This window comes from Streptomyces sp. NPDC006259 (assembly GCF_042870975.1).
Lineage (GTDB): Bacteria > Actinomycetota > Actinomycetes > Streptomycetales > Streptomycetaceae > Streptomyces.
In genome coordinates this window covers 1,171,582-1,194,085 of record NZ_JBIAHY010000003.1, presented here as the reverse complement: position 1 = coordinate 1,194,085, position 22,504 = coordinate 1,171,582, and the positions used below count along the sequence as shown (strand labels likewise).

Annotated in this window: 18 protein-coding genes; 12 read left to right on the top strand and 6 right to left on the bottom strand. The window is 73.4% G+C overall.

Translation table 11 applies throughout. From position 1 onward, the window contains the following. The 8 genes from ACFYO5_RS16535 to ACFYO5_RS16500 all read left to right on the top strand — a co-directional run. A partial coding sequence (locus ACFYO5_RS16535; protein WP_388709164.1) for a HAMP domain-containing protein occupies positions 1–3,586 on the top strand: 3,586 nt, incomplete at its 5' end. 304 nt (positions 3,587–3,890) lie between these two features. After that, positions 3,891–6,263, top strand: a complete 2,373-nt coding sequence (locus ACFYO5_RS16530; RefSeq protein ID WP_388709274.1) for a SpoIIE family protein phosphatase — start codon at positions 3,891–3,893, stop codon at positions 6,261–6,263. 192 nt (positions 6,264–6,455) lie between these two features. Further along, positions 6,456–6,827: an STAS domain-containing protein gene (locus ACFYO5_RS16525; RefSeq protein ID WP_388709162.1), complete on the top strand. Its 372-nt coding sequence runs from the start codon at positions 6,456–6,458 to the stop codon at positions 6,825–6,827. A 237-nt stretch (positions 6,828–7,064) separates the two neighbouring features. After that, positions 7,065–7,964 (top strand): STAS domain-containing protein, encoded by a 900-nt coding sequence (locus ACFYO5_RS16520; protein ID WP_388709160.1) that lies wholly within the window; start codon positions 7,065–7,067, stop codon positions 7,962–7,964. Next, positions 7,961–8,377: an STAS domain-containing protein gene (locus tag ACFYO5_RS16515; protein WP_388709158.1), complete on the top strand. Its 417-nt coding sequence runs from the start codon at positions 7,961–7,963 to the stop codon at positions 8,375–8,377. The genes ACFYO5_RS16520 and ACFYO5_RS16515 overlap by 4 nt, the downstream gene beginning before the upstream one ends. Next, positions 8,374–8,817: an anti-sigma regulatory factor gene (locus ACFYO5_RS16510; RefSeq protein WP_356567005.1), complete on the top strand. Its 444-nt coding sequence runs from the start codon at positions 8,374–8,376 to the stop codon at positions 8,815–8,817. The genes ACFYO5_RS16515 and ACFYO5_RS16510 overlap by 4 nt, the downstream gene beginning before the upstream one ends. Beyond that, positions 8,817–9,860: a SpoIIE family protein phosphatase gene (locus tag ACFYO5_RS16505; protein WP_388709155.1), complete on the top strand. Its 1,044-nt coding sequence runs from the start codon at positions 8,817–8,819 to the stop codon at positions 9,858–9,860. The genes ACFYO5_RS16510 and ACFYO5_RS16505 overlap by 1 nt, the downstream gene beginning before the upstream one ends. Beyond that, complete coding sequence (locus tag ACFYO5_RS16500) at positions 9,857–11,581, top strand: PP2C family protein-serine/threonine phosphatase (protein ID WP_388709153.1); 1,725 nt, start codon at positions 9,857–9,859, stop codon at positions 11,579–11,581. The genes ACFYO5_RS16505 and ACFYO5_RS16500 overlap by 4 nt, the downstream gene beginning before the upstream one ends. 302 nt (positions 11,582–11,883) lie before the next feature. Here ACFYO5_RS16500 and ACFYO5_RS16495 read toward each other — a convergent pair whose 3' ends face one another. Beyond that, positions 11,884–12,090, bottom strand: a complete 207-nt coding sequence (locus ACFYO5_RS16495) for a hypothetical protein (protein ID WP_388709151.1) — start codon at positions 12,088–12,090, stop codon at positions 11,884–11,886. Positions 12,091–12,395: 305 nt separating this feature from the next. Here ACFYO5_RS16495 and ACFYO5_RS16490 point away from each other — a divergent pair, with 305 nt between their 5' ends. Both ACFYO5_RS16490 and ACFYO5_RS16485 read left to right on the top strand, forming a co-directional pair. Then, positions 12,396–13,772 (top strand): NAD(P)/FAD-dependent oxidoreductase, encoded by a 1,377-nt coding sequence (locus ACFYO5_RS16490; RefSeq protein ID WP_388709149.1) that lies wholly within the window; start codon positions 12,396–12,398, stop codon positions 13,770–13,772. A 67-nt stretch (positions 13,773–13,839) separates the two neighbouring features. Further along, positions 13,840–16,035 (top strand): FUSC family protein, encoded by a 2,196-nt coding sequence (locus tag ACFYO5_RS16485; protein WP_388709147.1) that lies wholly within the window; start codon positions 13,840–13,842, stop codon positions 16,033–16,035. A 965-nt stretch (positions 16,036–17,000) separates the two neighbouring features. On the opposite strand, the gene ACFYO5_RS16480 is transcribed toward ACFYO5_RS16485, so the two are convergent. From ACFYO5_RS16480 to ACFYO5_RS16460, 5 genes are all read right to left on the bottom strand, one after another. Next, on the bottom strand, positions 17,001–17,432 hold the full coding sequence (locus tag ACFYO5_RS16480) for a hypothetical protein (RefSeq protein ID WP_356567017.1): 432 nt from the start codon (positions 17,430–17,432) through the stop codon (positions 17,001–17,003). 29 nt (positions 17,433–17,461) lie between these two features. Beyond that, on the bottom strand, positions 17,462–18,301 hold the full coding sequence (locus ACFYO5_RS16475) for a DUF1206 domain-containing protein (protein ID WP_388709145.1): 840 nt from the start codon (positions 18,299–18,301) through the stop codon (positions 17,462–17,464). 199 nt (positions 18,302–18,500) lie between these two features. Further along, a complete protein-coding gene (locus ACFYO5_RS16470; protein WP_388709143.1) occupies positions 18,501–18,815 on the bottom strand; it encodes a DUF5133 domain-containing protein in 315 nt (104 codons plus the stop codon). Positions 18,816–18,868: 53 nt separating this feature from the next. Then, on the bottom strand, positions 18,869–19,708 hold the full coding sequence (locus ACFYO5_RS16465) for a SigB/SigF/SigG family RNA polymerase sigma factor (protein WP_388709141.1): 840 nt from the start codon (positions 19,706–19,708) through the stop codon (positions 18,869–18,871). 211 nt (positions 19,709–19,919) lie between these two features. After that, positions 19,920–20,393, bottom strand: a complete 474-nt coding sequence (locus ACFYO5_RS16460) for an ATP-binding protein (protein WP_388709139.1) — start codon at positions 20,391–20,393, stop codon at positions 19,920–19,922. A 209-nt stretch (positions 20,394–20,602) separates the two neighbouring features. On the opposite strand from ACFYO5_RS16460, the gene ACFYO5_RS16455 reads away from it, so the two are divergent. Further along, positions 20,603–20,824: a hypothetical protein gene (locus tag ACFYO5_RS16455; RefSeq protein ID WP_388709137.1), complete on the top strand. Its 222-nt coding sequence runs from the start codon at positions 20,603–20,605 to the stop codon at positions 20,822–20,824. Between the two features lie 57 nt (positions 20,825–20,881). After that, the gene (locus ACFYO5_RS16450; protein ID WP_388709135.1) at positions 20,882–22,360 is read left to right on the top strand and encodes an aminotransferase class I/II-fold pyridoxal phosphate-dependent enzyme; all 1,479 of its coding nucleotides are present in this window, start codon (positions 20,882–20,884) and stop codon (positions 22,358–22,360) included. Positions 22,361–22,504 lie beyond the last annotated feature (144 nt).

Here is a 22,504-nt window from a genome sequence, read left to right as displayed (position 1 = left end):
CGAGATCCTCGAACTCAAGAACACCATCAACACGATGGTCGACCAGCTCTCCGCCTTCGCCGACGAGGTCACCCGCGTCGCCCGCGAGGTCGGCACCGAGGGACGGCTCGGCGGGCAGGCCGACGTCAAGGGCGTCAAGGGCACCTGGCGGGACCTCACCGATTCGGTCAACTTCATGGCCGGAAACCTCACCGCTCAGGTCCGCAACGTCGCCCAGGTGGCGACCGCGGTGGCCGAGGGCGACCTGTCGCAGAAGATCACCGTCGACGCCCGCGGCGAGATCCTCGAACTCAAGAACACCATCAACACGATGGTCGACCAGCTCTCCGCCTTCGCCGACGAGGTCACCCGCGTCGCCCGCGAGGTCGGCACGGCCGGCAACCTCGGCGGACAGGCCACGGTCCGGGGCGTCTCGGGCACCTGGAAGGACCTGACCGACAACGTCAACGTCATGGCGTCCAACCTGACGGGCCAGGTGCGCTCCATCGCGCAGGTGGCGACCGCGGTGGCGCGCGGCGACCTGTCGCAGAAGATCACCGTGGAGGCCAAGGGCGAGGTCGCCGCGCTGGCCGACGTCATCAACACCATGGTGGACACGCTGTCGGCCTTCGCCGACGAGGTCACGCGTGTCGCCCGCGAGGTCGGCACGGAGGGCCGGCTCGGTGGCCAGGCGCACGTGCCGAACGTGGCGGGCACCTGGAAGGACCTCACCGACAACGTCAACTCGATGGCCAACAACCTCACCGGTCAGGTGCGCAACATCGCGCTGGTGACGACGGCGGTGGCCAAGGGCGACCTGTCGAAGAAGATCGACGTCGACGCCCGCGGCGAGATCCTCGAACTCAAGACGACCATCAACACGATGGTCGACCAGCTCTCCGCCTTCGCCGACGAGGTCACCCGTGTCGCCCGCGAGGTCGGCACCGAGGGACGCCTGGGCGGACAGGCGGAGGTGGAGGGTGTCTCGGGCACCTGGAAGCGCCTCACCGAGAACGTCAACGAGCTGGCCGGCAACCTGACCCGCCAGGTGCGGGCGATCGCCGAGGTGACGAGCGCCGTCGCCGAGGGCGACCTGACCCGCTCCATCACCGTGGAGGCCTCCGGCGAGGTCGCCGAACTCAAGGACAACATCAACTCCATGGTGGGGTCCCTGCGCGAGACCACGCTCGCCAACCAGGAGCAGGACTGGCTCAAGACCAACCTCGCGCGGATCTCCGGGCTCATGCAGGGCCACCGTGAGCTGCCCGTGGTCGCGGAGCTGATCATGGACGAGCTGGTGCCGCTGGTCGCGGCCCAGTACGGGGCCTTCTACCTCGCCGAGGACGGCGCCGGCGGCCCGGAGCTGCGGCTGGTGGGCGCCTACGGCTACCCCGACGACGACGCCCGCCCGACCCGTATCCCGTTCGGCCGCTCCCTCGTCGGCCAGGCCGCGCGCAGCCGACGCACGATCATGGTCGACGACCTGCCCACCGGGTACGTCGTCATCTCCTCGGGGCTCGGCCGGGTCGAGCCCAGCGCGCTGGTGCTGCTGCCGATCCTGTTCGAGGGGCAGGTCCTCGGCGTCATCGAACTGGCGTCGGTCACCGCCTTCAAGGAGATCCACCGGGACTTCCTCGAACAGCTCAGGGAGACCATCGGGGTCAACGTCAACACGATCGTGGCCAACGCCCGCACCGACGAGCTGCTCGGCGAGTCGCAGCGGCTCACCGCCGAACTCCAGGCCCGGTCGGCGGAGTTGCAGTCCCAGCAGGAGGAGCTGCAGCGTTCCAACGCCGAGTTGGAGGAGAAGGCCTCGCTGCTCGTGGCGCAGAACCGGGACATCGAGGCGAAGAACCTCCAGATCGAACAGGCACGACAGGAACTGGAGGCGCGCGCGCAACAGCTGTCGCTGGCGTCGAAGTACAAGTCGGAGTTCCTGGCCAACATGAGTCACGAGCTGCGCACTCCGCTGAACAGCCTCCTGATCCTGGCCCAGTTGCTCGCGCAGAACCCCTCACGCAACCTGACGCCGAAGCAGGTGGAGTACGCGGGCATCATCCACTCGGCGGGTTCGGACCTGCTCCAGCTGATCAACGACATCCTGGACCTGTCCAAGGTCGAGGCGGGCAAGATGGACGTGTCGCCGGAGCGGGTGCCGCTGCGGCAGCTCATCGAGTACGTCGAGGCGACGTTCCGCCCGATGACGACGCAGAAGAGCCTCGAGTTCACGGTCAGCACGGCCGCCGGCGCGCCGGCGGACCTGCTGACGGACGACTCCCGGCTTCGCCAGGTGCTGCGCAACCTGCTGTCCAACGCGGTGAAGTTCACCGAGCAGGGCAGCGTGGAGCTGCGTATCGAGCCCGTGGACACGGAAGCGGTGCCCGAGGGGGTGGTCCGCGGCGGCACGGTGGTGGCCTTCCGGGTGAGGGACACCGGCATCGGCATCCCCGAGCAGCAGCTGGAGACCATCTTCGGCGCCTTCCAGCAGGCCGACGGCACCACGAGCCGCAAGTACGGCGGCACCGGTCTCGGACTGTCGATCACCCGCGAGATCGCCCATCTGCTCGGCGGAGCGGTGACGGTGGACAGCGCGCCCGGGAAGGGCAGTACGTTCACGCTGTACCTGCCGGTGGCCCGCGGGGACTTCGAGGAGGGGCTCGGCAGCGGCCGGCCGGTGGAGCGCGGGAACGACGACGGGCCGCTGGCCGCGCTCCCGCCGGGCCTGATCACGCCGTCCGGTGCGGCCCGGCGTCCGCGCCGGCTGCTGGTCGTGGAGGAGCGCCCGCGCGGTCTGCTGACGCTGGTCGCCGAGAGCGTGGTGGCCGACATGGCGAGCAGGGACGACGCCGCCCCGCCGCCTCCGGTCGACGTCGTGACCGCCGTGGGGGCGCAGGAGGCGGCCGGGGCGCTGGCCGCCGAGCCGTGCCACTGCGTGGTCCTGGAGCTGGGAATGCCCGACGCGGAGGCCTCCCGGTTCGTGGAGGCCCTCCAGGGCGACTCGGCGCTGATGAGCGTGCCGGTGCTGGTGCACAGCGGCCACCGCGCGGACCGCGCCCAGGAGGAGGCGCTCCGGTCCTGGTCGGCGGACCGGCCGCTGGAGTTCCTGTCGAGCCTCGACGAACTGCGGGAACGCATCACGCTGCACCTGTCGGCGGAGGAGCCCGGCGACGTGCTCGCCCTCGTCCGGCCGGACGAGCCGCAGCCCATGGCACCGCAGCCGGTCGACGACGCCGTCGTGGGCCGCACGGTCCTCGTCGTCGACGACGACGCGCGCAACCTGTTCGCGCTCAGCGGGATCCTGGAGCTGCACGGCATCCGGGTGCTGCACGCGGAGAACGGGCGGGAGGGCATCGAGGCGCTGCGCGACAATCCGGACATCGCCCTGGTACTGATGGACGTGATGATGCCGGAGATGGACGGGTACACGGCCACGGCCCAGATCCGCACCATGCAGCAGTACGCCGACCTGCCCATCATCGCGGTGACCGCGAAGGCGATGCCGGGCGACCGCGAGAAGAGCCTCGCCTCCGGGGCCAGCGACTATGTCACCAAGCCCGTGGACACACATGACCTGATGTCCTGTGTCCGCCGCTGGCTGACCGCCTGACCGCGGCCCGCCCGTCCGAGCACCAGGCGTACCGGCCGAGGAGTCACGCACTGTGAGCAAGTCCGAACAGCAGCCCGAGGGGACCGAGGGAGGGGCCCGGCCCACGCCGGCCGCGTCCCCGACGCCGCCCGCGGTCCCGGCGCGCGTCGCGCAGTCGGCGGCACCGGCCCGTGAGCCGGCCGCACCGGCCTCGCAGGCGCCGGACCTCGCCGCGGCGTCCCCCGACGGGTCGGCCGACGGCGGCTCCGGAGCCGCCGTCGGGGACCCGGCCGCACCGCCCCCCGAGGCGGCTGCGGGCGCTGGGATCACGGCGCGCAGGCACGGCGTGGCGGCGGTCGGCCGGGAGGCGTCCCCCTCCCCCGTCGGCCGCCTCGCGGCCACCGTCGAGCGGCTGCGGCGCGAGGTGCGGGCGGCGCAGGCCGAGGCCGAGGGGCGGGCCCTGGTCGAGCTGGCCAAGGGCATCCTCGTCGAGCGGCTCGGCTGCGGGCCCGCGGAGGCGTCCCGGCAGCTCACCGAGCTGGCCCGGCAGGCCGGGGTGACGCCACTGGAGTTCGCGGTGGACGTCATCAACCAGGCCGCCAAGGACCGGGTCTCCGAGGTGACCGACGCCTTCATGGCCGCCGTCACGGGGTTCGTGGCGGCCGAGGAGTCGGCCGCCGTGCGGCTGCGGGCGGCCGAGAGCGGGGCGCTGGCGGCCCACGACACGCAGGCGGTCGCCGACTCGCTGCTCCAGCACGCGCTGGACCCGCTCGGCGCGGTCGCGGTGGCGATCTGGGCGGCGGGCTCCGACGGCTCGCTGACCCTCGCCGGAAGCGCCGGCTTCGCCCCGGCCGAGGCCGACCGGTGGCACTACGTCCCCCCGGACGTCGCCACGGTGGCCCGGCTCGGCCTCACCGAGCACTCGGGCCAGTGGATCAGCTCGCTCGCGCAGACCGGGCTGCCCACCATCGGCCGGCAGGCCCATCCGGACGGCGGCCGGGTCGCCGTCCCCGCCGGGACCGGCGGCCGGATCCACGGCGTCCTGGAGATCGCCTGGCCGTCCTTCCTGGATCCGCAGCCGCCTCAGGTCGTACGCCAGGTGGAGGCGCTCGCGGAGCTGTGCGCGCACACCCTTCAGGCGTATCCCCACGCCCAGGCCGCCGACCAGGAGCCGCGGGTCCTGCCGGACGCGGCCGAACTGATGGACCTGGCGGACGGCCTGCACGACCCGGCGCTGGTGCTCGTGCCGCTCGTCGACGCGGCGGGGCATCTGGTGGACTTCCGCATCCAGCACGTCAACGACCACTTCCTCGATCCGGCGGGCCGGCCGCGGGCCGTGGTCAACGGCGCCCTGCTGCTGGAGGCCTACCCGATGGCGGCGGGCGAGAGCGACCTCTTCCAGCGCATCGAGCGCGTCCATGCCACGGGCGAACCGTTCCGGGCCCGCCGGATGAGCCTGACCGCGCTCGTCGACGAGGTACCGCTGTCGGCGGTCGCGGACGTGAGCATCAGCCGGCACGGCACCTGTGTCCTGCTCATCTGGCGCATCGAGGACGAGACGGCACGGTTGGCGAGCCTGTTGCAGCACGCCCAGCGTCTCGGCCGGATCGGCGGCTTCGAGGAAGACGTCCTGACGGGCGAGACGACGTGGAACGGGCAGCTGTTCGCGCTGTACGGGCGGGATCCGTCGAGCCCTCCGGTGCGGCTGGAGGAGCTGGGAGCCCACGCCCACCCGGACGACGCCGTCCCCATCGGCCGCTTCCTGCGCACCCTGCTGCACCACCGGCGTCCGGCGTCCGCCGCCTTCCGGCTCCAGCGGCCGGACGGGGTGACCCGGCACATGCGCATCGTCGCCGAGCCGGTCCTGAACACCGACAGCCAACTGGTGGCGGTACGCGGCGCATACCAGGACATCTCCGCCCAGCACTGGACGGAGGTGGCGCTCGCCGCCACCCGCGACCAGCTGGCCCAGACCGAGCAGCACGCCAGTGAGCGCAGTCGGCTGGCCCTCCAGCTCCAGCACGCGATCATGCCGCCCGCGCGGGCACCGCTGGAGGTGACGGGTCTTCAGGTGGCGGTCCGCTATCGGCCGGCCGAGGAGGAGCACCTCGTCGGCGGCGACTGGTACGACGCCGTGGTGCTGCCGTCCCGGCTGGTGATGCTGTGCGTCGGCGACGTGGCCGGACACGGCATCGAGGCGGCGACCAGCATGGTCGTCCTGCGCAACGCGTTGCGCGGACTCGCCGTCACCGGCGCCGGGCCGGGCCAGCTGCTGTCGTGGCTGAACATCGTCGCCCACCATCTGACGGGCGCCGTCACGGCGACGGCGGTGTGCGGGCTGTACGACCCGGTCCGGCGCACCCTGCGGTGGGCCAGGGCGGGCCATCTGCCGCCGGTCCTGGTGCGCGGCTCGACCGCCGCTCCGCTGCCCCTGCTCCAGGGGATGCTGCTGGGCGCCGTACCGGAGACGTCGTACGAGGAGGCGGAGGTCGAGCTGGCGGCCGAGGACACGCTCCTGATGTACACCGACGGCCTGATAGAGCGGCGGGACCGGTCGGTGGAGGAGTCGCTGACGCAGTTGCTGAGCCAGGCGCGCACGGGGACCCCGTCGCTGGACCAGCAGTTGGACCGGCTGCTCACCCACAGCAGGTCCGACACGGACGACGACACGTGCATCGTGGGCATGCGGCTGGGTTAGACGGTTTCCTCGGCCGGGAGTGCATGCCCGTGCGCATCGGGGGTATCCGCTGCTCGCGGTGCGAGGTCGGGTTCCGCGGGGGACGGGAGACGCGCGGGCCGGGGCCGGCGCGTCTCCCGTCCCCCGGCGTCCCGGCCGCACCGCAGTCGCCCGCCGGGGCACAACCCGGACCGTCAGTTTTCGGAGGTACTCGTGTCCATCGCCCAGAACCCGCTGTCCGTCGAGGTCACCCTGCCCCGGGAGGACGTGGCACTGGTCACGGTCGAAGGCCATCTGGACCTCGATACCGCGACCGAGTTCCAGGCCCATCTGGCGAACCAGCTGCATCACGGGCGCCGGCACTTCCTGCTGGACCTGTCGGCGGTGCCGTTCATGGACTCGTCCGGGATGAACATCATCCTGCGGGTGTACCAGCAGGCACGGGACCTGCCCGGCAGTGTGCACGTGATCGATCCGACGCCCGCCGTGCGCCGGGTCCTCGATCTCACCGGGGTCAGCATCACGGTCCCCATCTCGGACAAGGTGGACGACGCCCTGGCGCTGATCGACGGCTCGCAGCCGTAGTCCGAGGCCCCGTCCCGACCGGCCGTCAGCCGCACCCCGTGACGCCGCGCGGGTGCGGCTGACGGCCGCACAACAGTTGCCATTTGACAACTGTGCCGGGGGGCAAGAGAGTGAGCGGAGCCGGCGGCGGGTGCCGCGCAGGCGTCGCGGCGCAGGTCCGGCCACCAGGGACGAACGCCGTCCCGCACCGGCCGCGGGCCGGTGCGCGACGGCAGGACGCAGATGAGGAGTGAGGCAGTGCCGGAGCAAGAAGCGGCCGCACCGCAGGAGACACCGACCCAGGAGGTCGGGGCCTTCCTGAACCGCCGCCGCGAGCAGATCGCCCAACGCTGGGCCGACGAACCCCTGTTCCGCGCCGTGTTCACCGTCTCGCGCGAGGAGGCGGTGGAGGCGGGCCGGAGCGTCGTCGACGCCCTCGCCCAGGTAGCCGTCTCCGGGCGGGTGGAGGACTCCGACAGCGCCGGGTTCACCGTCGTGCGCGAGCAGCTGGCGCGGATGTCGGCCTCCCGTTCCCGGTCGGGCATGAGCACCTCGCAGGTCTCCAGCGAGGTGGACGCCCTGCGGGCCCCCGTGGTGAACCTGCTCGTCGCCGATCTGCCGGACGCGTCGGCGGACCACGTCCGGGAGTCCACCGAGATCCTCACGGTCCTGATGGGCACCCTGCGGCTGGTGGTCATGGAGACCGCCCTGACGGAGGTCCAGTCGCTCATCGACCGGCAGCAGATGCAGCTCCTGGAGGTCGCCACGCCGATCATCCGGCTGTGGGACGGCATCGTCGCCGTACCGCTCATCGGCACCCTCGACAGCGCGCGCAGCCAGGTCGTGATGGAGACGCTGCTGGAGGCGGTCGTCGACCAGCAGGCCCGGTACGCGATCCTCGACATCACCGGCGTGCCGACGGTCGACTCGCTCGTCGCGCAGCACCTGATGAAGACCGTCGCGGCGGTCCGGCTGATGGGCGCGGAGTGCGTCGTCTCGGGGATCCGGCCCGCGATCGCGCAGACCATCGTGCACCTCGGTCTCGACCTCGGGACCGTCATCACCCGCGCCGGTCTCGCCGACGCCCTGGCGTACGCCCTGCACGAGCTGGGCGCCGACATCGTGCACGCGACGCCCGGTGGTGCGGGTCCACGGTGAACGACGACTACTCCCGCGCCGTCGGGGTCACCGTGCCGGTGCTCAGGATCGGCGACGTCCTGCTGGTCACCCTCCAGGGCGATCTGCACGACGGCACGGCGGAGCAGCTCCGGCAGGACATCGTGGAGGCGATCGCCCGCAGCCGGGTGACCGGCGTCGTCATCGACATCTCCGGTGTCGAGATCGTGGACTCCTTCCTCGGCCGGGTACTGGCCGAGATCGCGGCCAACGCCCGGCTGCTGGCCGCGCAGACCGTGGTGGCCGGGATGCGTCCCGCGGTCGCGCTGACGCTGGTGGAACTGGGCCTGACCCTGCCGGGCCTGCGGACCGCGCTGAGCACGGAGGCCGCTCTGGGACTGCTCGGCCGGGTGGACACCAGGGTGTCGGGCGGCCCGCGCCGGGAGCCCCGGTGAGCGAGACTGCCGCGGGCGTCGAGACCCGCCTGCCGATCCGCTCCGATCTGGACCTGGTGTGGGTGCGGCAGCATGTGCGGCAGGCCGCCGCGGCGCTCGGCTTCGGCCTGGTGGACCAGACGAAGCTGGTGACCGCCGCCAGCGAACTGGCCCGCAACACGCTGGTGTACGGCGGAGGTGGCGAGGTGCGGGCGGTGCCGGTGACCGACGGCCGGGCCAAGGGGCTGCGGCTGGTGTTCGCCGACTCGGGACCGGGCATCGCCGACGTGGAACAGGCCCTGCGCGACGGCTTCACCTCCGGCGGCGGCCTCGGCATGGGCCTGGGCGGCGCCCGGCGGCTGGTGCACGACTTCGTCATCGACAGCGCCCCCGGTGCCGGTACGACCATCACCGTGACCTCCTGGACGGCCCGCACGCCCCGGCCGCGCGAGGAGCCCTGATGCCCCGGGTGTGGGACGTGCCGGTGCACGACTCGACGCGGGTGCGGGACGCGCGCGTGGCCGCGGAGGAGGCGGCGGCGCTCGTCGGCCTCGACGAGGGGCGTGCGTCGGCCGCCGCGCTGGTGGCGACCGAGCTGGCCACCAACCTCCTCAAGCACGCCCGCGGCGGGCAGCTCCTCGTCGACCTGGTCGCCCCGCCGGCCGGGCGGGGCGGGGTCGTCGTGCAGATAGCCGCCGTGGACCACGGTCCGGGCATGGCCGACGTACCGGCCGCGTTCGGCGACGGGTTCTCCACGGCGGGCTCCCTCGGCGCCGGGCTGGGCACCTGCCGACGGGTCTGCGACGGCTTCGACCTGCACAGCGTGCCGGGGCGCGGCACGGTCGCGCTGGCCCGGCTGGGTGCCGCCGCGCGGACCGACCCCGGCGACCCGGCACCGGCACGGGCCGGCGGCGTGAACATTCCCTTCGCCCGCGCCGAGTGCTCGGGCGACGCCTGGACCTGGGTGCGCGACGGTGACCTGCTGACCCTGATGCTCGCCGACGGTCTGGGCCACGGCCCGCAGGCGGCCCACGCCTCCACGGCGGCCGTGGACGAGCTGCACCGCAGCGCCCACCTCCCGCCCGCGGAGATCCTGCACCGCCTGGACACCGCGCTGCGCGGCACGCGAGGCGCCGCGGTGGCGGTGGCCCAGCTCGACGCGCGGTCCGAGCTGCTGCGGTTCGCCGGGATCGGCAACGTGGGAGCCCGGCTGCGCGAGGGCGACTCCTGGCGTCATCTGCTCTCCCGGCCCGGCATAGTGGGCGTGCACCGCCCCACGAGACTGCCGGAGACCGTGGCGCCCTGGGCGGCCGACCGTCTGCTGGTCCTGCACAGCGACGGGCTGCCGAGCCGCTGGGTACCGCCCGGCGATCCCCGGCTGGCGACGGCCGACCCCGCGGTCACCGCGGCGGTCACCGTGCGCGACACCAGCAGTTCCGCCCGCCCGGTCCGTGACGACACCGCGGTGGCCGTCCTGTCCCCGAACCCGCCGGACCGCCCGTGATGCGCACCTGGCAGATCACCACCGTCATCGACGCGGCGCGCGCCCGGATCGCCGTCGCGCGGCTGGCCGCCGCGTACGGCGTCGTGCCGCTGGAGCGGACCCGGCTGGCGGCCGCGCTCAGCGGGCATCTGCGCCAGTGTCTGACCAAGGGCGGCAGCTGGCGGCTCGGCCTGGAGACCGGCGGGGGCCGGCTGCGCGTCGAGGTCACCCCGCGCCCCGCCACCGGGGAGGTGCCGTGGCACCTCGCCGTGCCCTGCCCCGAACCGGCCGACCCCGCGGTGTCCGCCGGGGTGGCGGACCACACGGATGTCCTCGCGGAGGCCCTGCTCGGCGCCGACGAGGACACCGCCCTGGTGCTGGACCGGCTGGCCGAGCAGGAGGAGCTGGTCGCCTTCCACCGGGAGGAGCTGCACCAGACCAACCAGGGCGTCCTGGTTCTGCACGCCGAGCTGGACGCGGCCGGACGGGCCCAGCGCGAGGCGTTCGCCGCGGAGCGCGCGGCCCGCCAGGAGGCGGAGAGCGCCCGGCGCAGACTGACCTTCCTCGCGGACGCCAGCGCGGTGCTGACGGCGTCCCTCAACCACGAGGAGATCGTGCGCCGGCTGCCGGAGCTGCTGGTGCCCGAGTACGCGCGCACGGTCGACATCTGGCTGTTCGACTCCGAGGACGATCCGCGCTCCCACGACCCGCGCTCCTCCGCCACGCGCCCGGCGGCCGCGGTGGTCGCCGCCCGGACCGGACGACCGCAGTACGCCGCCGACCACCCCGGCGGGCTCCCCGGCGTCGACGACCTGCCGCCGTCGGCGCTCCATCGCGACCGGCCGCTGCTGTGCGTCCCCCTGCCGACCCGTCGCACGCCGTTGGGCGTACTGACCCTGACCCCGCCGGGCGAGCGCTGGGACCCGGACGACGCCGTCATGCTGATCGAGCTGACCCGGCGGGCCAGCACCGCGCTGGACAACGCGCGCCGCTTCGAGCACAACCGGGACATCGCCGAGACGCTCCAGCGCGCCCTGCTGACCGATCTGCCGGCCACTCCCGGCCTGCGCCTGGCGGCCCGCTATCTGCCGGCCACGTACGGGCTGAACATCGGCGGCGACTGGTACGACGCGTTCCGGCAGCCCGACGGCGCCCTGGTCACCGTCATCGGCGACGTGACCGGACACGGACTGCACGCGGCCGTCATGATGAGCCAGCTGCGCACCGCCCTGCGCGCCTACGCCGTCGACGGCGCCGGCCCCGGTGTGCTGCTGACCCGGCTGCACACCTTCCTGCACCACCTCCAGCCCGATCTGTACGCCACCGCCGTCATCGCCCGGTTCCAGCCCGGCGAGCCGGTGCTGACCTGGGCGGCCGCGGGGCATCCACCCCCGGTGCTGCGCGAGCCGGACGGGCGGGTGCGCACGCTGGACGCCAAGCCGGGGGCGATGCTGGGCATTCCGCTGCACCAGGAGATCACCGACCACACGGTGCCGCTGGTGCCCGGCTCGACACTGGCGCTCTACACGGACGGGCTGGTGGAGCGGCGCGCCCAGGGCATAGACCCGGGGATAGAACGCCTCGCGGAGGCGCTCGGCTCCTTCCGCACCGGCGAACTGGACGCGGATCTCGACGACGCGGCCGAGCGCATCCTGGACCCGATGCTGAGCGACTCCGAGCGCGACGACGACGTATGCCTGCTGCTGTGCCACATCGACGGCGGGACGGCCGAGGCCGGCTGAGGGCGTGCGGCGCACGGCGGGCTCCGTCGCCGTCGGTCACCCCTGCCCACCGGCCGGTGACGCGCGGTGGGTGGTGCCGGCCTGCCGGAAGGCGGACAGGCCCCGTCCCAGGGCGCCGCGCCGGCTCGGGGTCATGGCCGCGAGGACCGTCGCCAGGCGGCGTACCCGACGTTCCGTGACGTCCGTGCGGACGCGACAGCCGTGCGAGGTGGCCACGAGCCGCGGCTCGCGACGGTGCGCGGCGACGGATGCGCGGCTGGACGGTGCGCTCCGGCAGGCCGGCCTCGAGAAGCCTGTGGTCGTCAGGGGACGGCCTGCGGTGTCGCGGAGGCCTCCAGCCGGTCCCACAGGCGGCTCGCGGTCGGCCGTCCCACGCCGAGTCGCTCGGCAAGGGCGGTGGGATCGGGCTCAGGAGCGCGGCGCACCGTCCGCAGGGCGAGCGACCGCCGGGCGGGCAGCCGGAGCGTGCCCTCCTCCGTCGCGAGCCGGTCGGCCACCAGGCCCTCCACGGCGTCGACGACCCTCCTGGCCTGCGCCCTCCGGCAGTCTCCCCCGGCCGTCGTCGGCGCCCTCCGCGCACGCCACACCCCCGCCCTCCGGCCACCGCACTTGTCATGTACGTCGGCCCACCCGGGGCGCAGGGGCGTACACGGGCGTTGCGCGGGTACCACAGGGCCTCAGGAGAACGTTCGTCTGCATGCTCCGTCCGGCTGGCGCAACCGCTCCGGTCGCGGTGGGATCGACGGTGTGCGAGAGGCCGTCCGGCGGGCACCCGCACGACGTCGAGGCAGACCGCCTGGAGCCGCAGAAAGGGATGGACATCGTGACACGACCCAGGATCCTGGTGGTGGGCGCGGGCTTCGCGGGAGTGGGGTGCGTTCGACGCCTGGAACGCAAACTCGCCGCCGCGGAGGCCGACGTCACCCTGGTGACGCCCTTCGCCTACCAGCTCTATCTGCCGCTGCTGCCGCAGGTCGCCTCCGGGGTGCTGACCCCCCAGTCGATCGCGGTGTCGCTGCGCCGCAGCGAGAAGTACCGCACCCGGATCATCCCGGGCGGCGCCATCGGCGTGGACCTGGAAGCGAAGGTCTGCGTCATCCGGACCATCACCGACGAGATCGTGAACGAGCCGTACGACTACATCGTGCTCGCTCCCGGCAGCGTCACCCGCACCTTCGACATCCCGGGTCTGACCGACCACGCCTTCGGCATGAAGACGCTCGCGGAGGCGGCCTACATCCGCGACCACGTCATCACCCAGCTCGACCTCGCCGACGCCAGCAACGACCCCGCGGAACGGGCGGCCCGGCTCCAGTTCGTGGTCGTCGGCGGTGGCTACGCCGGCACCGAGACCGCCGCCTGCCTCCAGCTGCTCACCCACAACGCGGTCAAGCGCTACCCCCGGCTCGATCCGAGCCTGATCAAGTGGCACCTCATCGACATCGCGCCGAAGCTGATGCCGGAACTCGGCGACAAGCTCGGCCGCAGCGCGCAGGACGTGCTGCGCAGGCGGGGCATCGAGGTGTCCCTCGGGGTGTCCATCGCCAAGGCCGGGCAGCAGGAGGTCACCTTCACCGACGGCCGGGTGGTGCCGACCCACACGCTGATCTGGACCGCCGGTGTCGTGGCCAGCCCGCTGATCGCCACGCTCGGCGCGGAGACGGTCCGCGGGCGGCTCGCGGTCACCTCGCGCATGGACCTGCCCGGCCGCGACGGGGTGTTCGCCCTCGGAGACGCCGCGGCCGTCCCCGACGAGACCAAGGGCGAGGACGGCGCCGTCTGCCCGCCGACCGCCCAGCACGCGATGCGGCAGGCCAAGGTCGTCGCCGACAACGTCATCGCGCGGCTGCGTGGCCAGGCGATGCAGCCGTACGCGCACAAGGACCTCGGTCTGGTCGTCGACCTCGGCGGCACCGACGCGGTGTCCAAGCCGCTCGGCATCGAACTGCGCGGGCTGCCCGCGCAGGCGGTGGCCCGCGGGTACCACTGGGGTGCGCTGCGCACGGGCGTCGCCAAGGCGCGCGTGCTGACGAACTGGACGCTGAACGCGATCGCGGGCGACGATTTCGTCCGTACCGGCTTCCAGGCCCGGCGACCCGCCAAGCTGAAGGACTTCGAGTACACCGACACCTATCTGACGCCCGAGCAGGTGCGGGCCCAGGTCGAGGGCGGGCGCCCCGAGAACGGCTGAGGCGGGAGAGTACGGCGGCGTGAAGGCGGCGGCACGGTCATGGGCGGCCGAGGTGCGGGACCGGGTCATGGCATCCGATCCCGGGCTGCTGCGGCTCGCGGCCGGGCTGCGGACGGTCGGCGCGATCACCCTCACGCTGGCCGTGCTCTCCCTGCTGGGCACCGACATCACCCATCTGGTGGCGGGGGCCATCGCGGCGATGGTGGCGACCTTCGCCGTCCGGGAGAAGCAGTGGGGCCCCCAGGCGGTGACCCTGGCACTGGGACTGCCGGTCGCGCTGGCCTCGGTCTCCCTGGCCGCACTGCTGAGTTCCCGTGTGCTGGCCGGTGACGTCTTCTTCGTCGTGCTCATCTTCTGCGCGGTGTACGGACGCCGGTTCGGCGACCGGGGCACCGCGCTCGGCCTGATCGGCTTCCAGGTCTACTTCCTGTCCCTGTTCGTCGGCGCCACCCGGCACCTCCTGCCGGGGCTCTGGGGCGTCCTCGCCGTGGCCTTCGCGTGCAGCGCGCTGGCCCGGTTCGCGCTGGTGCCGCAGACGCCGGCGGGCATCCTGCTGCGGCTGCGGCAGGCCTTCAGGGCGCGGCTCGCGCAGTTGCTCGACGCCCAGCTGGAACTGCTCGACGCCGGCCCGGACGACGTGCACAAGGCACTGGGGCGGGTCCGCACCGGCACGGCCCGGCTGCACGAGACCGCCATGATGATCCACGGCCGGCTGGAGGAGGGCACGCCGGACGAGGCGACGGCCCGGCTGGTGCAGCGCCGGATCGCCGACGCGGAGATCGCGGCGGAGCGGCTGGGGCTGCTCCTGCTGACGGCCCGCAGCGCCGAACGCGCGGACACGCTGACCCTGCACCTGCCGGGCGCGCCGGCCCCCGAGGGCGGACGGCTGCCCATGCCGCAGGAGTCGACGGACGTGCTCCGCCGCGACCTGAGCGCGCTGCGCCTGCTGGTGCGGCACCCCGTCGCCGACGGCACCGGGCTCGCGCAGGTCCGCAACCGGCTGCTCGGCTACCGGGACGAGGAGAACCTGCCGCCCGCCTCCCCGGCCGTACGGGACGTCTTCCGGGGCGTCGGTGAGAGCGCCCGCGCGGTCCTCGGGCTGCGCATCGCGCTCGACGGGCCGCAGGACGAGTCCGACGACAGCCCCGAGACGGCCCGCTCCCGGGAGGAACTGGACGCGGAGGACGCGGCGATCGGCGGGGCCGAGGCCGCCGAGGAGAACGCGGAGAAGCCCGCGGGACTGCGGCGGCCGACCACCCGCGCGGCCGTCCAGGTCGCCGTCGGCTCGGCCCTGGCCATCGTCGGCGGCGAGCTGCTGTCCACCCACCGCTGGTACTGGGCGGTCCTGACCTGCTGGATCGTGTTCATCAACACCGCGTCCACCGGGGAGATCCTGGTCAAGGGGTACCGGCGGTTGCTCGGCACCGCGCTGGGTGTGGTCGCGGGGATCGGGCTCGCGGGACTGGTCGGCCACCACACGTGGACGGCGTTCACGGTGGTCCTGCTGTGCGTGTTCGCGATGTTCTACACGGCCCCGCTGTCCTACACCCTGATGTCGTTCTTCGTCACCGCCGCGCTGGGCGTGCTGTACACGCTGCTGCACACCTACAGCCTGGACGTACTGGTGCTGCGCGTGGAGGAGACGGCGCTGGGGGTGGCCTGCGGGGTGGTGGCGGCGGCGCTGGTGCTGCCGGTGCGCACGGACCGGCGCACGGACGAACTGCTCACGACCGTCCTCGACCGGCTGACCGACGTCACCGAGGCCGCCGTGGAACAGCTCAGCGGCGGGCCGCCGACGGAGTTGCTGGACCGGGCCCGCGAGCTGGACCAGGCGTTGTCCGACCTCCGCTCCGCGACCCAGCCGCTGACCCATCCGGTCACCCCGCTGCGGACCCGTCGGGACACCGCCCAGTACGTCGTCGCCCTGCTGGAGACCTGCGCGTACCACGCCCGGTCGCTCGCGGCGACGGCCGAGCTGTTGCCGACCCACCCGTCCATCGCGGCCGACCCCCGGCTGCGCGGCGCGGGACAGCGCATCCTGCGCAACATCGACGCCATCGCCGCGCGGATCGCCGACGACCGCAGCACCGCCGAGGTCCGCACCGGCCCCAGCGTCGCCTCCCTGCTCGGCCAGGGCTCCCCCGGCACCCCCCGCTACGGCCGCGTCACCGACCGCGTCCTGCGCCACCTGCAACGCCTGGACGAAGCGGTGGCCGGCCTGGCCAGGCCGCTGGAGGTCCCGATGGCCTCGACTGGGAGGTAGGGGCGGGGCCCTGGCAGGGAGGTGGGCGCGGGCCTGGCCGGAGTGGTGGGGCGGGGCCTCGCGGGAGGTGGGGCCGGGCCTCGCGGGGAGGTGGGCGCGGGGAGAGGTTGGGAGGGGTCAGGGACGCTGGATGTCAGAGGCCTGGGCGCGGGGACGTCCGGACGCAGAACGCCGGGACGGGAACGCCAGGACGCCGGACGCCGGACGCCGGGACGGGAACGCCGGGACGGTGACGCGGGAGCGCCAGGACGCGGGACGCCGGGACGGGAGCCTTCGAGGGGTCTTCGAGGCACCCGGGCGGCACGGCCGGCCGTGCGCCGACTTCGACGGACCCCGTGGGCACGCCGCGATCGTCCTACCAGGGCCAAGCCGGGCGGGTGAGGCGGTGGGGAGAGGGGGCCAGGCGAGGCCAGACGGACCCGGCGGGGCCCCACGCGGAACGGGAGACCGGCCTGGCGCCGAACCGGGCTGCACGGCCGGCCATGAGCCGACTTCGGCGGAGCCCGTCGGCACGCCGCGATCGTCCCGGCGGGGCGGAGCCCGGCGGGTAAAGGCGGTCGGGAGAAGTCGGCCAGGCGGGGCCAGACCGACCCGGCGGGGCCCCACGCGGAACGGGAGACCGGCCTGGCGCCGAACCGGGCGACACAGCCGACCGTGGGTCGTCTTGGCCAGATCCCGTCGGCGTCGCCGGGGACGGGCCCGGCGGGGCGGGCCGGCTCGGGTGGTCCGGGCGGGGCACCCGCCCGGCCTGGCGTCCGACCGGGTGACACGGCCTGCCGTGAGCCGACTTCGCCGGCAACGCCGCGGACCGGCCCCACGGGTCAGCGGCTCGACGGGACGCGACGGCTTGGCGGGGCGGGCTCATCGGAACGGGGCGGGCTCATCGGGGCTTGCGCGGAACGGACGCCCGGCCCGGCGCCGGTTCGGCGTCGAGGCGGGCGTCCGTGGGGTCGCGGGGACCGCGGTCAGAAGTCCGTCGGCAGGCCACTCGCCGCCGCGATGCCGCGGAGTTCCTCCGTGTCGTTCTGGCGCTGCTGGATGCAGCCGGCGATCTCGGCCAGGCGGTCCGGGTCGGAGGCGGTCACCGCGTCGGTGACCACGCGGACCGGACCGGTGCCGTCGACCTGGATCTCGACGAGCTGGTTGTCCAGTCGGCCGGTCACGGCCGTGGCGATGACCAGGGCCGCCTCGTCGCGGATCTGCTGGGGCAGCTCCTCGGTCTCCTGCGGATCGAGCGCGAAGTCGAGGGTTTCCGGGGATTGTTCGTCGAGGGCACGCAGGGCGGGCGCGACGACCTTGAGCAGCATCGCGAAGTCCTCGCTGTCCATGCGGACGCGCAGGAGGTCGAGGTACATGTCCACGGGCCGTCCGTCCGGCGGGAACTCGGATTCGTTCATCTCCCCCGGGTTCCCCGCCGACCGCATGTTCAGACCTTCCGCCAGCGGGCCATCGCGAAGGAGAACAGCCCGAACAGCACCAGACCGGCCGCCACGCAGGCCAGCAGCCACGGCCCGGCGGGCGTCTCGGCGAAGGAGCGCAGGGTGTCGTCGAGCCCCTTGGCCTTGTCGGGCTCGTAGTCGACGGCCGCGCGGATGGCGAAGGTACCCGCCGCCGCGAACACCAGGCCCCGCGCCGCGCCGCCGCCCACTCCGGTGACGTCCACGAGGCGACGGGTCCGCGCGGACATCTGTTCGAGCCTCAGCTTCTTCCGGTACTTGCGGAGCACGGCCCGGCCGCCGATCCAGAGGCCTGCGACGACGATCCCGGCGCCGGCCGCGCCGACGATCCACCGGCCTCCGGGAAGTTCGAGCACCCGCGCGGTGACGTCGCGGGACTGCTTGTCGCTCGACCCGCCGCCGTCGCCCGATCCGGCGGCGAAGGCGAGGACGGAGTAGGCGACGAAGCTGTAGAAGGCGCAGCGGGCGAGGGACAGCAGGCGCTTCTTGGCCTTGCGGCCGTCCGGTCCGACGGAGCCGAAGACCACCTCGGAGAGCCGCCACAGCGCCATGCCGACCAGCCCGATCCCCAGGGCCCAGAGCAGCACGGAGCCGAAGGGTCTGTCGGCTATCTCGGCGAGGGCGCCCTGCCGGTCGGCCTGCCGTTTCTTGTTCTCGCCGAAGGCGATCTGGAGCGCCAGCGCCCCGACGAGCAGGTAGATCACTCCGCGCGCCGCCAACCCGGCTCGCGCGGCCCCCCGCGTGACCGAACCCCGCGCCGCGCGCTCGGCCTCCATACGGCCGTTGCGCGCCAGGGCACTCGCGTTCATGTCAACCTCCTGGAAGAGTCTCGGAATCCCGGATGCCCCGGCTCGAGCACCGCACACCGGGCAACGGCCGCACTACGGCTCCGGGCCTCGGCGGGCGGTGCCAACCGGCCAGGCACGGCAGTGCCGAGCCCCCACCCCCCGGAACACGCGGACGCCCCGCCGCGGGCCGACCGCGGCGGGGCGTCCGAGCGCCGGGCTGTCAGGCGTACACGCGGGGACCGTCGTCGGTGCTGTGACGGACCGGGGCGTCGGTGGCGCGACGGGTGGAGACGTCCGGGGTGCGACGGGTCGGGGCGTCGATGGTCCGACGGGTCGGGGCGTCGGCTTCGGCGGCCGCGGTGAGCCAGCTGCGGGCCACCTCCAGCGCCTGGGTCACCTCGCGGGTCCCGGTGGAGACGCACAGCGTGTAGGCGAGGTCCTGCGCCCTGGTGTCGGCCGCGGTGGACCCGGTCGCCGTCGCGGCCTCGTACTCGGCGACGAGGGTGCGCAGGACGGCGGGATGGGGCATCAGCATCAAAGTTCGCTCCTTGTCCGAAACGGGTGGGTGCGTACGGCTCGCGGGGTGGTTCAGCGGTGGTCGTCGGGGCGACCCAGGGCGTCCTGGCGGACCTGGGCGCAGCTGCGGCTGATGAGACGGGAGACGTGCATCTGGGAGATGCCGAGCCGGTCGGCGATGCGGCTCTGCGTCATGTCCTCGAAGAAGCGCATGTAGAGGATGGCGCGTTCCCGTTCCGGCAGCCGGCGCAGGCTCTCCTTGGCGGACTCCCGGTCGACCACGATGTCGTAGGAGACGTCGGGACCGCCGAGGGTGTCCACGAGGCTGTAGCCGTCGTCGCCGGCGGGGAGTTCGGCGTCCAGCGACAGGGTGCTGAAGCTCTCCAGGGCCTCGAGGCCCGCGGCGACCTCCTCCTCGGTGAGGCCGGTGTGGGCGGCCAGGTCGGCGGTCGAGGGCTCGGGAGCGCCGGGGGCCTGGGCCAGCTCGCGTCGGGCGACGCGGACCTTGTTGCGCAGTTCCTGTACCCGCCGGGGCACCCGCAGGGCCCACATGCGGTCCCGGAAGTGCCGCTTGATCTCCCCGGTGATGGTGGGGACGGCGTAGCTCTCGAAGGCCCCGCGTTCCGGGTCGAAGCGGTCGACGGCCTTCACCAGGCCGAGTGCCGCCACCTGCCGGAGGTCCTCGATGGACTCGCCGCGGTCGCGGAAGCGGCCGGCGATCCGATGGGCCATGGGCAGCCAGGCGGTGACGATCGCGTCGCGCACGGCGTCCCGGTCGGGCCCCTCCTCCATCGTGGTCAGCCGGAGGAACAGGTTTGCGGTGTCGGGAGCGTCGTCGTGGGTCCGGCGGGACTGGGGGGTGGGGTTCGGGGCGGTGGTGGCGGGACGGCTTGTCGACATGTCGATGAGCATGCGAAATAGCTCCTGAACGATGGAGTCAGGGGTATGACCACGGGAGGGTCGCTGCCGTCCGGGGCATCCGAAGCGCCCCGGAGCGGTCATACCGCTCCCGTCGGCGCGCCTCCGGTCCGAAGCACGAACCTCCGTCTGCCCGCCGCCCGGAGGAACAAACTCCGGTCGTCGGGAAAGCTGATCGGAGGGCTGGTACGGCCGTGACCGGGAATCAGGCCACGGGGACCACGGCGGTGATCCGCTTGCCGCCGGACGGCAGGCCGGACACCCGGACGTCGCAGGCCAGCCGACAGACGATCGGCCACCCCCGGCCACCGGTCCGGTGCCGCCCCTGGTCGTCGAGCGGGTCGCTGACCACGGGCAGCCGGTCGCTGCGGTCGCTCACGGAGACGCGTACGGCCCGCCCGTCGAGGTCCACGTCGAAGTCGGTGATGCCGCCCCCGTGGAGGATGGCGTTGGTGGTGAGTTCCGAGGCGACGAGCAGCGCGTCGGAGACGGCCTCCTCGTCGTACGGACAGCCGACCGCCCTGCCTCGCCCGTTGATCGCGCGCCGGATGGCGCCGCGGACGTCGGACGGCCGGCAGGGGCCGTCACCGTGACAGTGCACCGGCGGTGGCGCGTCGGTGGGGTCGGTCCTGTCGGTCCTGCTCGTGCCGTCGGTCCGGTGGTTCGCGTTCGCACGCATCCCTTCGCTCTCCTGACGTCTTCGGCTGGTCGATGGACCCTCTCCCCCGCCGGGCGGGCGCGGCTCTCTCTGTCCGGCTGGCCCTGTGAAGTCAGGTCAAACCTTCCTTAGCGGGCATTCGGCCTCGTAGGGCCGGGCCGTCGACGACGGCCCGCGGTTCGACGGACGAAAGGGGTCATCGACGGGCCGTGCGCGGGTAGGCGGAGTACATGACGGATGTCGTGGACTCGGACGAACTTTTGCGGCGCATCCAGCGCGCCAGGGCCCGCGCGAGGGAGGAGTTGCGCACCTTGCGGTCCCGGACCGAGGATCTGGGGCGCACCGATCCGGACGCGGCGCGCGACGCGCGGGTACGCGGTCTGGCGTACGAGGCGGTACTCGACGTGCTGGACGAGATCGTGGCGCCTGGACACCATCCGGACGCCGCCTGACCAGGCCTTTTCCCGGGCGCCCGATTGTCCGGCACCGGCGCGGGCACCCGGGACCGCATGGCAGTCGATCACACCAGCGCCCCCGTCCTGGAAGCCCTCGTCGAGTATCACCGCCAGGGCCGGCTGGCCTTCTCGCCACCCGGGCACAAGCAGGCGCGCGGCGCCGATCCCGATGTGCGGGCGGTACTGGGCGACGCGGTGTTCCTCGGTGACGTGCTGGCGTCGGGCGGGCTCGACGACCGCCTCACCCGCGGCCGGGTCCTGGAGCGCGCCGAGGAGCTGATGGCGGACGCGGTCCACGCCGAGCACACCTTCTTCACGACGTGCGGGAGTTCCCTGTCGGTCAAGGCCGCGATGCTGTCGGTGGCCGGTCCGCACGAGAAGCTGCTGATCGGGCGGGACGCGCACAAGTCCGTGGTGTCCGGCCTGATCCTGGCCGGGATCGAGCCGGTGTGGGTGGAGCCGCAGTGGGACGCCGAGCGGCATCTGGCGCATCCGCCGTCCGCGGCGACGTTCGAGAAGGCCTTCACGATCCATCCCGACGCCAAGGGTGCTCTGGTCACCAGTCCGACGCCGTACGGCGCCTGCGCGGACCTGCGAGGGATCGCCGAGGTCTGTCATCGCCGGGGGCTGCCGCTGATCGTGGACGAGGCGTGGGGCGCGCACCTGCCGTTCCATCCGGAGCTGCCGTCCTGGGCGATGGACGCGGGCGCGGACATCTGCGTCACCAGCGTGCACAAGATGGGCAGTGGCCTGGAACAGGGTTCCGTCTTCCACCTCCAGGGGGACCGCGTCCCGGCGGAGCTACTGAAGACGCGTGCGGATCTGCTGGGCACCACCAGCCCCTCGGTGCTGCTGTACGCCGGGCTCGACGGCTGGCGGCGGCAGATGTGCCTGCGCGGCGAGGAGTTGATGGGCACGACGCTGGAGCTGGCGGCCGAGGTACGGGCGGCGGTCGAGCAGATCGACGGCATGCACGTGAACGACCGTGCGGACTTCTGCGGTCCGGACCTCGCCGACGACTTCGATCCCCTGCCGGTCGTCATCGACCTCGACGGGCTGGGCATCTCGGGGTTCCAGGCCGCCGACTGGCTGCACAAGCACCGGGCCGTGGACGTCCACCTGACCGACCACCGCCGGATCGGCACCCAGATCAGCCACGGCGACGACCGCGCGACGACCGGGGAACTGCTCGCGGCCCTCAAGGACCTCGCCGGCGCCGCGCCGGACCTGCGGCCGGCACCCCGGACGGAGGTGCCGCCACCCGCCGAACTGCGCATGGCGCAGGGACTGTTGCCGCGGGACGCGTTCTTCGGCCCGGCCGAGCACGTCCCCCTCGCCGAGGCCGCCGGCCGGGTCGCCGCGGAGATGATCACGCCGTATCCGCCGGGGATCCCCGCCGTCCTTCCCGGCGAGCGGCTCACCGATCCGGTGCTGCGGTACCTGCGCTCGGGGCTGGAGGCGGGCATGAACCTGCCGGACCCGACCGATCGCCGGCTCGACACGGTCAGGGTGGTCGCGCGGGACGCGGAGTGAGACGGAGACAGACGGCGCCGCGCGGGGACGGAGCGGAAGTGAAACAGGTCACGTGACCGGGTTTTGAGTGGGTGAATGGCGCCGGAATGGTTTACGGTTCACTCAGTGGTGGCGGAGTCGAGTTCACTCCTCCGCATGCCGCAT

Excerpts from the sequence above, each read along its gene's own strand:
- ACFYO5_RS16465 (WP_388709141.1), bottom strand. The coding sequence starts at position 19,708 with ATGCTCATCGACATGTCGACAAGCCGTCCCGCCACCACCGCCCCGAAC.
- ACFYO5_RS16460 (WP_388709139.1), bottom strand. The coding sequence starts at position 20,393 with ATGCGTGCGAACGCGAACCACCGGACCGACGGCACGAGCAGGACCGAC.
- ACFYO5_RS16470 (WP_388709143.1), bottom strand. The coding sequence starts at position 18,815 with ATGCTGATGCCCCATCCCGCCGTCCTGCGCACCCTCGTCGCCGAGTAC.
- ACFYO5_RS16450 (WP_388709135.1), top strand. The coding sequence starts at position 20,882 with ATGGCAGTCGATCACACCAGCGCCCCCGTCCTGGAAGCCCTCGTCGAG.
- ACFYO5_RS16455 (WP_388709137.1), top strand. The coding sequence starts at position 20,603 with ATGACGGATGTCGTGGACTCGGACGAACTTTTGCGGCGCATCCAGCGC.
- ACFYO5_RS16475 (WP_388709145.1), bottom strand. The coding sequence starts at position 18,301 with ATGAACGCGAGTGCCCTGGCGCGCAACGGCCGTATGGAGGCCGAGCGC.
- ACFYO5_RS16490 (WP_388709149.1), top strand. The coding sequence starts at position 12,396 with ATGGACATCGTGACACGACCCAGGATCCTGGTGGTGGGCGCGGGCTTC.
- ACFYO5_RS16505 (WP_388709155.1), top strand. The coding sequence starts at position 8,817 with ATGCCCCGGGTGTGGGACGTGCCGGTGCACGACTCGACGCGGGTGCGG.
- ACFYO5_RS16485 (WP_388709147.1), top strand. The coding sequence starts at position 13,840 with ATGGCATCCGATCCCGGGCTGCTGCGGCTCGCGGCCGGGCTGCGGACG.
- ACFYO5_RS16480 (WP_356567017.1), bottom strand. The coding sequence starts at position 17,432 with ATGAACGAATCCGAGTTCCCGCCGGACGGACGGCCCGTGGACATGTAC.